The organism is Brevundimonas diminuta (genome assembly GCF_039673845.1).
Taxonomy (GTDB): domain Bacteria; phylum Pseudomonadota; class Alphaproteobacteria; order Caulobacterales; family Caulobacteraceae; genus Brevundimonas; species Brevundimonas diminuta_E.
This window is the reverse complement of sequence record NZ_JBDJMK010000005.1, coordinates 227,003-240,700: the sequence shown is the minus strand read 5'-3', so window position 1 is coordinate 240,700 and position 13,698 is coordinate 227,003. Positions and strand designations below refer to the sequence as shown.

14 protein-coding genes are annotated in these 13,698 nt (G+C 67.3%); 6 read left to right on the top strand and 8 right to left on the bottom strand.

Annotation, left to right across the window (positions count from 1 at the left end):
- Positions 1 to 95: 95 nt before the first annotated feature.
- The 3 genes from ABE454_RS07400 to ABE454_RS07390 form a co-directional block, all read right to left on the bottom strand.
- The gene (locus ABE454_RS07400) at positions 96 to 377 is read right to left on the bottom strand and encodes a DUF167 domain-containing protein (protein ID WP_346530587.1); all 282 of its coding nucleotides are present in this window, start codon (positions 375 to 377) and stop codon (positions 96 to 98) included.
- 246 nt (positions 378 to 623) lie between these two features.
- Positions 624 to 1,553 carry an electron transfer flavoprotein subunit alpha/FixB family protein gene (locus tag ABE454_RS07395; RefSeq protein WP_346530585.1) on the bottom strand — a complete coding sequence of 310 codons (930 nt, stop codon included), beginning with the start codon at positions 1,551 to 1,553 and terminating at the stop codon, positions 624 to 626.
- Positions 1,553 to 2,317, bottom strand: a complete 765-nt coding sequence (locus ABE454_RS07390; protein ID WP_346530584.1) for an electron transfer flavoprotein subunit beta/FixA family protein — start codon at positions 2,315 to 2,317, stop codon at positions 1,553 to 1,555. Before ABE454_RS07390 ends, ABE454_RS07395 begins: the two co-directional genes overlap by 1 nt.
- Before the next feature lie 126 nt (positions 2,318 to 2,443).
- Here ABE454_RS07390 and ABE454_RS07385 point away from each other — a divergent pair, with 126 nt between their 5' ends.
- Positions 2,444 to 2,785, top strand: a complete 342-nt coding sequence (locus ABE454_RS07385; RefSeq protein ID WP_346530583.1) for a hypothetical protein — start codon at positions 2,444 to 2,446, stop codon at positions 2,783 to 2,785.
- Positions 2,786 to 2,795: 10 nt separating this feature from the next.
- Here ABE454_RS07385 and ABE454_RS07380 read toward each other — a convergent pair whose 3' ends face one another.
- Together ABE454_RS07380 and ABE454_RS07375 are read right to left on the bottom strand one after the other, a co-directional pair.
- Positions 2,796 to 3,368, bottom strand: coding sequence for a cob(I)yrinic acid a,c-diamide adenosyltransferase (locus ABE454_RS07380; RefSeq protein ID WP_346530582.1), 573 nt, complete (start codon positions 3,366 to 3,368; stop codon positions 2,796 to 2,798).
- Positions 3,369 to 3,403: 35 nt separating this feature from the next.
- Complete coding sequence (locus ABE454_RS07375) at positions 3,404 to 3,607, bottom strand: twin transmembrane helix small protein (protein ID WP_346530581.1); 204 nt, start codon at positions 3,605 to 3,607, stop codon at positions 3,404 to 3,406.
- A 147-nt stretch (positions 3,608 to 3,754) separates the two neighbouring features.
- Between ABE454_RS07375 and ABE454_RS07370 the strand changes: the two genes are divergently transcribed.
- Positions 3,755 to 6,133 (top strand): TonB-dependent receptor domain-containing protein, encoded by a 2,379-nt coding sequence (locus ABE454_RS07370; protein WP_346530580.1) that lies wholly within the window; start codon positions 3,755 to 3,757, stop codon positions 6,131 to 6,133.
- 112 nt (positions 6,134 to 6,245) lie between these two features.
- Positions 6,246 to 7,370, top strand: coding sequence for a hypothetical protein (locus ABE454_RS07365; protein WP_346530579.1), 1,125 nt, complete (start codon positions 6,246 to 6,248; stop codon positions 7,368 to 7,370).
- A 90-nt stretch (positions 7,371 to 7,460) separates the two neighbouring features.
- Here ABE454_RS07365 and ahcY read toward each other — a convergent pair whose 3' ends face one another.
- Positions 7,461 to 8,852, bottom strand: coding sequence for an adenosylhomocysteinase (gene ahcY / locus ABE454_RS07360; protein ID WP_346530578.1), 1,392 nt, complete (start codon positions 8,850 to 8,852; stop codon positions 7,461 to 7,463).
- Between the two features lie 217 nt (positions 8,853 to 9,069).
- Here ahcY and ABE454_RS07355 point away from each other — a divergent pair, with 217 nt between their 5' ends.
- The 3 genes from ABE454_RS07355 to ABE454_RS07345 all read left to right on the top strand — a co-directional run bounded on the left by ABE454_RS07355 (position 9,070) and on the right by ABE454_RS07345 (position 12,167).
- Positions 9,070 to 10,572: a globin-coupled sensor protein gene (locus ABE454_RS07355; RefSeq protein WP_346530577.1), complete on the top strand. Its 1,503-nt coding sequence runs from the start codon at positions 9,070 to 9,072 to the stop codon at positions 10,570 to 10,572.
- Positions 10,573 to 10,644: 72 nt separating this feature from the next.
- Positions 10,645 to 11,661, top strand: coding sequence for a biotin synthase BioB (gene bioB / locus ABE454_RS07350; protein WP_346530576.1), 1,017 nt, complete (start codon positions 10,645 to 10,647; stop codon positions 11,659 to 11,661).
- Entirely contained in the window at positions 11,658 to 12,167 is a 510-nt protein-coding gene (locus tag ABE454_RS07345; RefSeq protein WP_346530574.1) for a GNAT family N-acetyltransferase, read from the top strand. The genes bioB and ABE454_RS07345 overlap by 4 nt, the downstream gene beginning before the upstream one ends.
- Before the next feature lie 3 nt (positions 12,168 to 12,170).
- On the opposite strand, the gene ABE454_RS07340 is transcribed toward ABE454_RS07345, so the two are convergent.
- Together ABE454_RS07340 and ABE454_RS07335 are read right to left on the bottom strand one after the other, a co-directional pair.
- Positions 12,171 to 12,368: a hypothetical protein gene (locus ABE454_RS07340; protein ID WP_346530573.1), complete on the bottom strand. Its 198-nt coding sequence runs from the start codon at positions 12,366 to 12,368 to the stop codon at positions 12,171 to 12,173.
- A 48-nt stretch (positions 12,369 to 12,416) separates the two neighbouring features.
- Positions 12,417 to 13,622: a divergent polysaccharide deacetylase family protein gene (locus ABE454_RS07335; protein ID WP_430825893.1), complete on the bottom strand. Its 1,206-nt coding sequence runs from the start codon at positions 13,620 to 13,622 to the stop codon at positions 12,417 to 12,419.
- Positions 13,623 to 13,698: the final 76 nt, after the last annotated feature.

Genomic DNA, 13,698 nt, shown 5'->3' with positions numbered 1-13,698 from the left:
CCGAACCGCGGGCAGACAATATTGGCTATACAATCGCCAGTTTCCGTCAGGGTAAAGCTCTAAATCCCCGGCTCGCGGCAAAGTCAGCGAAGATATCAGGCGCCGGACAGCCGCGCGTGGACCTCGGCGTTGTCCAGACCATCGACCTCGATCATCTTCAGCCGCGACTGGCCGCCGCGCGCCAGGGTCACATCGCGCTTGGGCACGCCCAGCGCCTTAGCCAGGAAGGCGGTCAGGGCGGCGTTGGCCTCTCCCTCAACCGGCTGGGCGCGAACGCGGACCTTCAGCACCGGGCGGCCGTCGGGGTCGACATCCCAGCCGTCGATGCGATCGGCCGAGGCGCGCGGGGTCAGTTTGATGGCGAGGCGGGCGGTCATGGGGAGCCTGTTTGGCTCATTCGCCAACTTTGGCCAACTCCTCTCCGCTCATCCCGGCGGACGCCGGGACCCAGTAAGAGCTACGCGCTCAACCCTAAAGATTTTCGCAGGCATTCTGCTCTGCGCCTGAAGCCAAAGCACTGGATCCCGGCGTCCGCCGGGATGAGCGGATAGAGAAGGCGCAAAAAGAAAACGCGCCGGACGATCCCTCGCCCGGCGCGCTTCCAACTCAGCGTGTGAAACCGATCAGCCCAGGGCGGCCATCAGTTCCGGCACGGCGGTCTTGTAGTCGGCGACCCAACCGTAGTCGGCGACCTGGAAGATCGGGGCGTCGGCGTCCTTGTTGATGGCGACGATCACCTTGGAGTCCTTCATCCCGGCCAGGTGCTGGATGGCGCCCGAGATGCCGATGGCGATGTACAGGCCCGGCGCCACGACCTTGCCGGTCTGGCCGACCTGATAGTCGTTGGGGGCATAGCCCGCATCGACAGCCGCGCGCGAAGCGCCGACGGCGGCGCCCAGCTTGTCGGCCAGCGGGTCGATGACCGCCGTGAACTCTTCGGCCGAGCCCAGGGCGCGGCCGCCCGAGACGACGATCTTGGCGGCGCCCAGTTCGGGGCGGTCCGACTTGACCATTTCTTCCGAGACGAAGGCTGTCTGGGGCGCTTCACCGGCGGCGACGCTCTCGACCGAGGCCGAGCCGCCTTCAGCGGCGGCGGCGAAGGCCGTCGGGCGCACGGTGATGACCTTCTTGGCGTCGGCCGACTGGACCGTCTCCAGCGCATTGCCCGCATAGATCGGGCGCACGAAGGTGTCGGCCGAGACGACCTCGACGATGTCCGAGATCGGCGCCGTGTCCAGCTTGGCGGCGATGCGCGGGGCGAAGTTCTTACCGTCGGTGTTGGCCGGGGTCAGGATGGCGTCGTAGTTTCCGGCCAGCGGCAGGACCGTGGCCTCGACGGCCTCGGCCAGACCGTGGGCGACGGCGTCGCCTTCGGCCAGCAGAACCTTGCGCACGCCCGAGATCTTGGCGGCGGCGTCAGCCACGCCCTTGGCGTCCTTGCCCAGAACCAGGACGTCGACGTCCGACGACAGGGCCAGAGCCGCAGTCACGGTCTTGTGGGTGGTGTCGCGAACGGCCGAGCCGTCGTGGTCGGCGATGACGAGAACGGCCATTACAGAACCCCTGCGTCTTTGAGCTTGGAAACCAGTTCGGCCGCATCGGCGACCTTGACGCCCGCCGAACGCTTCGGCGGCTCCGTCACCTTCAGCACCTTGAGGCGATCCGCCGTATCGACGCCGTAGTCGGCGACCGACTTCATGGCGATCTCCTTCTTCTTGGCCTTCATGATGTTGGGCAGCGACGCATAGCGCGGCGTGTTCAGGCGCAGGTCGACCGACACCACGGCGGGCAGTTCGGCCGAGACGGTCTGCAGGCCGCCGTCGACTTCACGGGTGACGACAGCCTTGCCGCCTTCGATCGCCAGCTTGCCGGCGAAGGTGGCCTGGGGCCAGTCCAGCAGGGCGGCCAGCATCTGGCCCACGGCGTTGTTGTCGCCGTCGATCGACTGCTTGCCCAGCAGCACCAGGTCGGGCTTCTCTTCGTCCACCACGGCCTTCAGCACCTTGGCGACGGCCAGCGGCTCAAGGTCCGTGTCCGACTGGACCAGAACGCCGCGGTCGGCGCCCATGGCCAGGGCCGTGCGCAGGGTTTCCTGGGCCTGGGTCACGCCGATGGAGACGACGACGATCTCGGTCGCCGTGCCTGCGGCATGGTGTTCTTTGCCTTCCTTCAGGCGCACGGCCTCTTCGACGGCGATTTCGTCGAAGGGGTTCATGCTCATTTTGACGTTGGCCAGGTCGACGCCGGTCTGATCCGCCTTGACGCGCGCCTTGACGTTGGAGTCGATCACCCGTTTCACCGGGACGAGTACCTTCATGAGCCTATCCACTTGGTCATCGGAAAAGTCGGTGCAGGGATTGGACCGATGAGGCCGACCTGTCAACGTAACGCTACGTGAACTGCACCCGTGTCGCGGGCGCTTTTTTCATCTATGAGGATGCGCATGAACCGCTTCCTGACCATCCGCCGCCTCAGCTTCATCTTCTTCGGACTGTTCGCCGTGGTGCTGGCGGGCGTGTTCGCCTTCCAGCGTTTCTGGGTCGATCCCGGCGATCGCTGCACGGCCAAGGGCTATTGGTACGACATGGAGACGCGCATCTGCGCCCAGCCCATCTACATCCCCGACATCACCGGCCGCCCCGAGGGCGTCAGCCGCGCTGACGCCTCGGCCGAAGCCAACCGCGACCTTGTGAAGCTGGAAGATCAGGTCGCCGCCGACAAGCGCGCCCGCGCCGCCGCCACCGAGGCAGAACGCGCCCGGGTCAAGGCGCTGCAGGGGCGCTAGGCCTTCAGGCTCAGCGCGTCGCGCCGGGACGCCACAGGACGTCGCCCGCGCCATTGGCGTTGGCGCGGCGGGCGGCGCAGAACAGCAGGTCCGACAGGCGGTTCAGATAGCGGACCGCATCCGGGTTCACCTGCTCGCCCGATTCCACCAGCCGCACCGCGTCGCGCTCGGCCCGGCGGCAGACGGTGCGCGCCAGATGCAGGTGCGCCGACAAGGGCGAGCCGCCCGACAGGATGAAGCTGTCCAGCGGCTTCAGGCTCTCATTCATCCAGTCGATTTCGTTTTCCAGCCGCTCGACCTGAGAGGCGATGATGCGCAGCGCCTCCCATTTCGGGGCCGGGTCCAGCGGCGTGGCCAGATCGGCGCCGAGGTCGAAAAGCTCGTTCTGGATACGGCCCAGCATGGCGTCGATGCGATCGTTCTGGCCGCTGTTCAGGCGGGCCACGCCGATGACGGCGTTCAGTTCGTCCACCGTGCCGTAGGCCTCGACCCGATGGTCCGTCTTGGACACCGGCGCGCCCGAGGCCAGACGGGTTTTCCCGGCGTCGCCGGTACGGGTGTAGATCTTGTTCAGCGTCACCATGACGCGCCCTCCCCTTTAATGAATCCTGCGGCCGATCAGCCCGCGTGCGTGCGCTTCAGCCACATGCCGACCATCAGCAGCAGCACCGCCACCGCCTGAAGGATGATGCGCAGCCGCATCAGCTTGTTCGAGCGGACGCGCGCCTCCGGCCCTTCGCGGTTCAGGTTGTAGAGGCCGAAGCCCAGGGTCACGGCCACGGCCGCCACGGCGATGAGGATCAGGATGTCGATGATGTCCATGGCCTGTGTCTTAGGCCCGTCGCCCCGGCCGCGCCAGACGTGACCGAACCATGGCGCAATTGCGACCTATTCGCACACCCCCATTGTCCATCCCGGCCAAATGCTGTTGAGAAGCGCTCGCAAAATAACCGCAGGATCATAATCCTTATGCCTTCATCGCATTTTCGTCGCACCCTGCTGCTCGCCGGGGTCAGCCTGACCGCCGCCATGATGGCGGGCGCCGCAGCCTCGGCCGAGACGGCGACCGACCAGCAGACCGATCCCAGCCGCGTCGCCGACGTCGTCGTCACCGCTTCGGGGTTCGAACAGAAGATCGTGGAGGCGCCCGCCAGCATCAGCGTCATCAGCGCCGAGGAACTGCAGCAGCGGCCCTATATGACCCTGATCGACGCCGTGCGTGATCTGGAAGGCGTCGACGTGGGCGAGACCTCGGACAAGACCGGCCAGCGCACCATCAGCATCCGCGGCATGGGCCCCGAATACACGCTGATCCTGATCAACGGACGGCGCCAGAACAACCACGGCGACATCTATCCGAACGCCTTCGGCGGCAACCAATTCAACCACATCCCGCCGCTGGATTCGATCAAGCGGATCGAGGTCATCCGCGGCCCGGCCTCGACCCTGTACGGCGCGGACGCCCTGGGCGGCGTCATCAACATCATCACCCATCCGGTGACGGACGCCTGGCGCGGATCGGCCACGGCGGGCCGCAGCTTCCAGTCGGACGACAGCTTCGGCGACGACATCACCTTCGACTTCGCCGCCAGCGGCCCGCTGATCCGCGACGTGCTGGGCCTGTCGGTGCGCGGCGCCGTCTATGAGCGTCTGGCCTCGACCCCGGAATACGACAGCGTCGTCGACCCGGCGGGCGTGCCCCATGTTCGGGCGCTGGGCTTCGGCGGCGGCGGCAAGACCGTCGACAACACCAACTATTCCGCCGGCCTGACGCTGGACTGGAAGATCAATGAGCAGCAGTCGCTGAGCTTCGACTACGACATCTCGCGCCAGACCTACGACAACCGCCCGACCTATGACGTGGAGACCGGCGCGGTCGGCTATCCGCTGGGCACGGTCGACAGCATCGACACCATCTGGCGCGCCTCGCGCGGCGTGGTGCAGCCCCGCGTCGGCTATACCGACGAGCAGGAGTTCAACCGCAACCAGTTCGCCCTGACCCATAACGGCGACTGGGGCTGGGGCCGCAGCTTCGTCTCGCTGGCCTATGTCGAGACCAGCAATGACGGCCGCACCCTGCCCTTCTCGGTGGCCGAGCGGCTGTTGCTGCAGAGCATGTTCAGCGGCACGGGCGCCTATGCCGGGATGAGCGAACAGGCCCGTCGCGACGCCGCCGCCAAGGCCTTCCTGCCCCGTCCCAAGCGCGATCTGGAAAGCAACCAGTTCACCCTCGACGTCAAGTTCGACATCCCGGTCGAGGATCTGGCCGGACGCCACCACTTCGTCATCGGCGGCCAGGTGATCGACGGCGAACTGAAGGACGGCGTCTTCGGTCTGGAAGCCAGCGCCGAGGGCCGCTCCGCCGTCTCCAAACAGCAGCAGTATTCGATCTTCGCCGAGGACAACTGGACGCCGATCGACCGGCTGACCGTCACGGCGGGCATACGCTATGACGACCACAAGACCTTTGGCGGACACGTCAGCCCGCGCATCTACGCCGTCTATGACGTGGCCCCGGCCTGGGTGATCAAGGGCGGCGTCAGCACCGGCTACAAGACGCCCAAGACCACGGACCTGTATGACGGCATCACCGGCTTCGGCGGTCAGGGCACCAGCCCCTGGACCGGCAACCCGGATCTGAAGCCCGAAACCAGCACCAACTATGAAATCGCGACCTACTGGACGTCGGACGCGGGCCACAGCTTCAACGTCACCTATTTCCAGAACGACTTCAAAGACAAGATCTCGTCGGCGCCCGTCACCGCGACCTGCGCCGAGACGGGCGGAGTGCGCCCCTGCGCCAATCTGGGCGCCTATTGGGAGATTCTGGGCGTCGGCGGCCTGAGCCAGCCGATCAACGTCGACAAGGCCCGCATCAAGGGCTGGGAAGTCGCGGGCCGCTATCAGATCCTGGAGGCCCTATCGCTGCGGGCCAACTACACCCATACCGACAGCGAACAGCTGACCGGCGCCAACAAGGGCCTGCCCCTGACCAATCTGGCCAAGCACATGGCCAACGCCACGCTGGACTGGCGCATCACCGACCGCCTGAACACCCAGCTGACGATGGAGGCCCGCTCGGACCGCTATCGCGGCGTCAACACGGTCACGCGCGAACACCTCTATTACAAGAGCTATGAGGTGCTGCACCTGGGCGCCCAGTACCGGGTGAACGACCACATCACGATCAACGCCCGGATCAACAACCTGCTGGATCAGGACTTCACCAGCTATCAGACCAGCTTCGCCGACAACGGCGACGGCACATGGACCCCGTCGTTCCAGGACGACTACAACAACAAGGACAAGGCCCGCAGCTACTGGATCAGCATCAACGCGCGCTTCTGACCCCTTCCCCCTTCCTCCCCGACTGACCGGGCCGCCTCCTTCGGGATGCGGCCCGTTTTTTTGATTGCCCGGCGAAAGCGGTTGGTCATCTTTGGCTGGCAGGGTGGGCGCCATGACTGATCGCGCCATCCGCAACCTCGAACACCTGCGTCGCTCCGCCTCGACCGCGCGCGTGCTGAACCTGCTTAAGGTCTATGACGAACATCGGGACAACGAGGACTGGGCCGAGCGCCCCATGTTCCGCAATCCGGCGCTGAACCGCGCCCTCATCATCAAGCACCGCCTGCGCCGCAATGAGACGGACGCCTTTCCGGGGCGCCGTCAGGTGGCGACCAAGATCGTGGTGCCGATCGACAGCACCGATCTGAAGACCGGCGGCCGCTTCATCTTCGTCAACCAGATCGGCTTCGAGCGCGCCATGCAGGAGGCGTTCGGCGTCGACGGCGAGCACCCCGACCTGAAGACCCTGCGGCTGATGGACCAGTTGCCGTCGCTGGACCCCTTCCTGCTGCGCGAGCAGCTGCGGCGCGGCGGCGTCGATCCTGCGCCCTGCTATTTCGCGCTCAGCGAGGCCGATCTGGAGCGGATGCTGGCCTTCGTCCAGAGCGAGATCGAGCCGCTGGTCACCCTCAGCGTCGGCGACAGCGTCGTGGCGGCGGGCTCCACCGCGCGCATGGCGGCCAAGATCCTGTCCAACGCGCCCGGCGACCGGCTGGAGGCCCTGCGCCTGACGCTGAAGCTGGAGCCGGAGCAGTATCAGGAGGGCGTCTTCTGCTGGAAGGGCTTCCTCTATTACAAATGGGCGCTGAACAGTCTGATGGCCGACATCGTCCATGTCGCCGACGAAGTGGGATCCATCCGCCCCGCCGGTCCCAGCGATCAGGCGGCCAAGGACTATATCGCCCGCGGGCGCGGCGTCTTGCGCGGCCGCATCATGAAGACATGCGAAGAAGTCAGCCGCACCCTGCGCTATTACGACGACGCCTATGCGGGGCTGACGCGCGAGGGCAATCCGGTGGCCTTCCGCGACTTCCTGCTGGAGGCGCCGGCCATGTTCACCCGACTGGGCGACCAGCTGGGCGCGGTGCAGCACATCGTCAGCTTCTGGCGCTTCCGCTTCAGCCCCAAGGCGCCGCCCGTGGGCGTGGACGAGCTGATCGACATCTTCATGGATTTCGAGACCGGCCTGATGGGCCGCGCCGCGGACGAGTTCGACCCGCGCGACATCGCGGCCTAAGGCGCCCGCCTCTGCCTCTCATGGCGAGGAAAAGAAAACCCCGCGCCGTCGCCGGCGCGGGGTTCTGTGTTTTCGGACCGGAAGGCGGCCTTAGTAGCGGTAGTGTTCCGGCTTGAACGGACCTTCGACCGGCACATTGATGTAGTCGGCCTGATCCTGCTTCAGCGTGGTCAGCTTGGCGCCCAGCTTGGCCAGGTGCAGGAAGGCGACCTTCTCGTCCAGGTGCTTGGGCAGGGTGTAGACCTTGTTGTCGTAGGCCTTGGCGTTGGTCCACAGCTCGATCTGAGCCAGCGTCTGGTTGGTGAAGGACGCCGACATCACGAAGGACGGGTGGCCCGTGGCGTTGCCCAGGTTCACCAGACGGCCTTCCGACAGCAGGATAATCTTCTTGCCGTCCGGGAATTCGATGTGGTGGACCTGATCCTTGATCTTGTCCCACTTGAAGTTCTTCAGGCCCGCGACCTGAATCTCAGAGTCGAAGTGGCCGATGTTGCAGACGATGGCGTTGTTGCGCATGGCGCGCATGTGCTCGACGCGGATGACGTCCTTGTTGCCCGTCGTGGTGACGAAGATGTCGGCCTTGTCGGCGACGTCTTCCAAGGTCTGGACCTCATAGCCTTCCATCGCCGCCTGCAGGGCGCAGATCGGGTCGATCTCGGTGACGATGACCCGGGCGCCGCCGTTGCGAAGCGAAGCCGCCGAGCCCTTGCCCACGTCGCCATAGCCGCAGACCACCGCCACCTTGCCCGACAGCATGACGTCGGTGCCGCGACGGATGGCGTCGACCAGGGATTCACGGCAGCCGTACAGGTTGTCGAACTTCGACTTGGTGACGCTGTCGTTGACGTTGATGGCGGGGAACGGCAGTTCGCCGCGCTCGGCCATCTGATACAGGCGATGGACGCCCGTGGTCGTCTCTTCCGACACGCCGCCGATGGCGTCGCGGATGGCCGAATAGAAGCCCGGCTTTTCCTTCAGATAGCGCTTCATGACCGAGAAGAGAGCTTCCTCTTCCTCGTTCTGCGGGTTGTCGAGGACGCTGGCGTCCTTCTCGGCCTTCGGACCCAGCACGCACAGCAGGGTGGCGTCGCCCCCGTCGTCCAGAATCAGGTTGGGATAACCGCCATCAGCCCATTCGAAAATCTTGTGGGCGTATTCCCAGTATTCGACCAGATTCTCGCCCTTGAAGGCGAAGACCGGCGTGCCCGACGCGGCGATGGCGGCGGCGGCGTGGTCCTGGGTCGAGAAGATGTTGCACGAGGCCCAGCGTACTTCGGCGCCCAGGGCTTCCAGCGTCTGGATCAGCACGGCCGTCTGGATGGTCATGTGCAGGGAGCCGGCGATGCGGGCGCCCTTCAGCGGCTGGGCGGCGCCGTATTCGTCGCGCAGCGCCATCAGGCCCGGCATCTCGGTTTCGGCGATGGCGATTTCCTTGTTGCCGAAGTCGGCCAGGGAGATGTCGCGGACGATGTAGTCGGTCATGCTGAAATGTCTTTCGGCCACTATCGGGGGATCGCCGCCGCTATAGCGCGCCCCGGCCGCCGGAGCAATCAAGACATAAGGATGTCTTTATATGACATCGCCCGCCCCCGCGCCGTTAAGGGAATCTACGCAATCGAAGCGTAACGGGAAGAATACCCACTTTCGTACAAGGGTTATAGGGCTCTCCCCCGCCCTGCGTTCAAACGAGTACTGCGCCATGGCTTCCCACGAAATCGACCGTCGCATGAACTTCATGGGCCTGGGTCGGCCGTCTGCCGGATACAGCGCCATATCCCCCGTGCTGCGACAGGCCCTGCCCCAGGCCCTGTCCGCCTTCTACGACAAGGTGCGCGCCGAGCCGGAGACCCATCGCTTCTTCCAGAACGAGGGTCACATCACCGCCGCCAGCAACGCCCAGCAGCGCCACTGGGACGCCATCATCGACGGCCGGGCGGATGAAAGCTATGCCGCCTCGGTGCGGACCATCGGCCACGTCCACGCCCGCATCGGCCTTGAGCCGCGCTGGTACATCGGCGGCTACAGCGTCATTCTGGCGCACCTGACCCGCGCCGTGGTCGAGCGGCCCCGGAAGCTGTTCGCCAACCGCCGCGCCCACGACCGCGTCACCGCCGAGGCCCTGGCCGAGCTGAACCAGCGGGTCATGCTGGACATGGATCTGGCCATTTCGATCTATCTGGACGCCCTGCAGGAAGAACGCGACCGCGTTCAGGCCGAACAAGCCGCCGCCGAAGCTCGTCAGGCCCAGGTCGTGCGCGCCCTCGGCGACGCCCTGCACAGCCTGGCTGACAACGACCTGTCGGTGACGCTGCCGGACGTCTTCCCCGAGGAATACCGCTCGCTGCAGAACGACTTCCACGCCGCGACGCGCGCCCTGCGCACCGCCGTCCGCGCCGTGGCCGACAGCGTCGAGAGCCTGAGCGCCGGGTCCAGCCAGCTGGCCATCGCCTCCGAAGACCTGGCCACCCGCACCGAGCGTCAGGCCGCCAACCTTGAACGCACCGTCAACGAAGCCGACGCCATCGCCCGTCAGGTCGCCTCGACCGCCGACGGCGCGCGCCAGACCGCCGAGGCTCTGGCCGCCGCCCGCGCCGAGGTCGAAAACACGGCTCAGGTGGTCGGGGACGCCGTCTCGGCCATCCACGCCATCGCCGAATCCTCGACCGGCATCGCCAGCTTCACCAGCCTGATCGACGAGATCGCCTTCCAGACCAACCTGCTGGCCCTGAACGCCGGGGTCGAGGCCGCCCGCGCGGGCGACGCCGGACGCGGCTTCGCCGTGGTGGCCCAGGAAGTGCGCGCCCTGGCCCAGCGCTCGTCCGAGGCCTCGGGCGAGATCCGCGCCCTGATCTCCACCTCCTCGGCCCAGGTGGCGCGCGGCGTCGATCTGGTCGAGCGCACCGGCGCGGCGCTGGAGCGCATCGGCGCCAAGGTCACGGCCGTCGACGGTCTGGCGGGCGGCATCGCCGGCTCGGCTCAGGAACAGTCCGACGGCCTGGCCCGCGTCCGCCGCGCCATGGGCGAGATGGACGAGATCACCCAGCAGAACGCCGCCATGACCGAGGAAGCCACCGCCGCCGCCCGCCAGTTGGCCAATGAGGCTGTCAGCCTGAACCAGCAGGTCGGTCGCTTCCATCTGGACCGCCCCGTCGGCGGCCGACCGGACGACACGTCTGCGAACGGCCCGCGTCTGGTCGCCTAACCCGGTTCGCCTCTTCGCCCTTGGAGCCACGTCGTCAGGTTGTTACAGCAGCGCCTCGCCCTGGAGGACCCAATGGCTGACGACGCTTCGATCCGACCCGCCCGCGATTATTCGATCCCCCGCCACGACTGGACCGTGGAGGAGGTCGAAGCCCTGTTCGCCCGCCCCTTCATGGAGCTGGTGTTCGAGGCGGCGACCGTGCACCGGCGCACCTTCGACCCGAATGAGGTGCAGAAGTCGCAACTGCTGTCGATCAAGACCGGCGGCTGCGCCGAGAACTGCGGCTACTGCTCGCAGTCGGCCAGCTTCAAGACCGGGCTGAAGGCCGAGAAGCTGATGGAGCCGACCGCCGTCATCGCCGAGGCCATAGCGGCCAAGGCGGGCGGGGCGAGCCGCTTCTGCATGGGCGCCGCCTGGCGCGAGCTGAAGGATCGCGACACGCCCAAGCTGGCGGCCATGATCTCGGGCGTGAAGGCGCTGGGGCTGGAAACCTGCGCCACTCTGGGGATGCTGAACGCCGATCAGGCGAAACAGCTGAAGGAGGCGGGCCTCGACTACTACAACCACAACCTCGACACCGGGCCTGAGTATTACGCCGAGGTGGTGACGACCCGCTCCTATCAGGACCGTCTGGAGACGCTGCAGCACGTGCGCGATGCAGGCATGTCGACCTGCTGCGGCGGCATCGTCGGCATGGGCGAGAAGCGCCGCGACCGCGCCGGCCTGCTGCATGCGCTGGCCACCCTGCCCGTCCACCCCGACAGCCTGCCGGTCAACGCCCTGGTCCCCGTCGGCGGCACGCCGCTGGGCGAGCGGGTGCTGAAGGAAGGCGAGATCGATCCGATCGAGTTCGTCCGCACCGTCGCCGTCGCCCGTCTGGTGTGCCCGCAGTCGATGGTCCGCCTGTCGGCCGGTCGCGAAGGCATGACGCCGGAGATGCAGGCCCTGTGCTTCCTGGCGGGCGCCAACTCCATCTTCGTCGGCGGCAAACTGCTGACCACGCCGAACCCGGAAGAGGACGACGACGCCAAACTGTTCGCCCTGCTGGATCTCAAGCCCATGCCCGCCAAGGGCTGCGACGCCCATTGATCCGGGTCCGCCCGACGCGCGAGGCGGACATCGGCCGTCTCGACGCCATAGAGCGGTCGTCATCGACGCTGTTCCGCACCATCCCCGATCTGGCCTGGCTGGCCGACGACCGCACCGCCGGGCCAGAAGCCCATGCGCTCGCTGTCGCACAGGGCCTGTCATGGGTCGCCGTCGACGAAGAGGATCAGCCGGTCGGCTTCCTGATCGCCGCCGTCGAGGACGACGCGGATCTGCACATTCTTGAACTGGCGGTCGGCGCCGACCATCAAGGGTGCGGCGCCGGGCGGGCGCTGATGCAGACGGCCCGTCGCGAGGCCGAGGCCCGCGCCCTGAAGGCCCTGACCCTGACGACGTTCAGAAGCGTCGCGTGGAACGCCCCCTTCTACGCCCGCCTCGGCTATGAGGCGCTGAATGCGGAAGCCATGCCCGCCTATCTGCTTGAGGCGCTGGCTGCGCAAGCAGAACATGGCCTGACCGACCGCGTCGCCATGCGACTTAGTCTCTGACGCCTATTTGGTCGTCCAGGGTCGCGAAGCCCCGCTCTTGATGCGAGCCGCCTGTTCGCGCTGGAAACGTCCGCCGCGCGGCGGCTTGGGCCGAGCGTCGATCGCCGCCTTCTTGAGCCGCAAAGCCCTCTGAACGGGCGTCTCGCCGGGAACGGCGTCCGCAGGTTCGGCGGCGGGGGCGTGATTGTCGTCAGTGCTCATGCGATGCTTCTAGCACGCTGCGGCGATATCCCCGCACGCTATGAAAGCTTAGCGCCCCGGTCGCCGGGTCATCGCCGAGGCGGGGGCCAGTTGCAGGCCGCGCGCCTCCAGACCGGCAGTCCAGCGGGCGGCGGCTTCGACGGTGACGGGATACGAGAAGCCGGTCCCCAGCGCCGCGCCATTGGTCTTGGCGGCGGCCTCAAGCGCGTTGAACTGGCGCAGGATGGCGGCGGGGGTCTGTTCCTCATCGATGACGCGGTCGGCGCTGGCGCGGGCGAAGGCGCCGGGGCGGCGGCGCATCGAACCGTCGTCGAGGAAGGCCAGGCCGCGCTGGCGCAGATTGGTCATCAGGGCCGTCACGCCCTCGTCTGAGGTCGCGAAACGGTCGCCCAGATAGTTGGTCACGCCGAAATAGCCGGTGGCGCGCGCCAGCAGCCAGTCCAGCTTGACCGCCACATCGTCGGCGCCGCCGCTCGACAGCAGGGTGTAGGGGCCGGGGTCGTTGTCCGGATAGCCGGTCGGCTCCATCGGCAGTTCAATCATCACCTCATGGCCGTGGGCGCGGGCCATGTCGATCCACGTCTGCAGGCCTTCGGCGTAGGGCACGAAGGACAGGGTCACCTCGGCCGGCAGACGCTCGATCGCCGCACGGGTCGTGGCGCTGTTCAGACCCAGACCGCCGACCACCAGGGCCACCATCGGCTTGCCGTTCGAGCGGAAGGGCCGGGCGTAGGCCTGAGCCGGAACGCGGCCGTCGGCGGCGATGCGCGGCAGGGGGCCGTTCGGGCCGGGTTGGAACAGGCCCGCGATCGGCGCCTTGGGCAGGGGGTTGGACGGGGCGCGCACCGGGGCGCTGAAGCCCTGCCCCGAGGCCACGCTGGCGCCGTCGGGCAAGGTGATGAGGGCCTCGCCCGCCATGCCTGCGCCCTCCTCGCCCATCAGGGCCGGGTCGATGGGGCCGAGGTCCTGATAGATGTCCAGACCGCTGAAGCCGAAAGCCTCGGCCCCGGTCGGGGCCGTGTCCGCGGCGGCGGCGCGCTCCAGCACGGCGCTGGCTGTCGGCGCGCCCGCGCGCGGGTCGCCCAGCACGGCGACGAACAGGGCGGCGGCGGCGATGACGAAGGCCCCGGCCGCGCCCGCCGCGACGGGGGGCTTCTTCAGGGCGTTCAGGACCGGCTCCATGGCGAGGCGCGACCGGGGCTCCGGCGGCGCGCCTGCGGCGGCGGCGAGGGCGGACTGGCGCTTGGCGAACATGGTCAGGGCGGCGGCTCTGGCTTGCAGGCGCCGCACAGGCGCGGCGCCCCTCAGCCTCAGTTAACCCCTGCGCCGG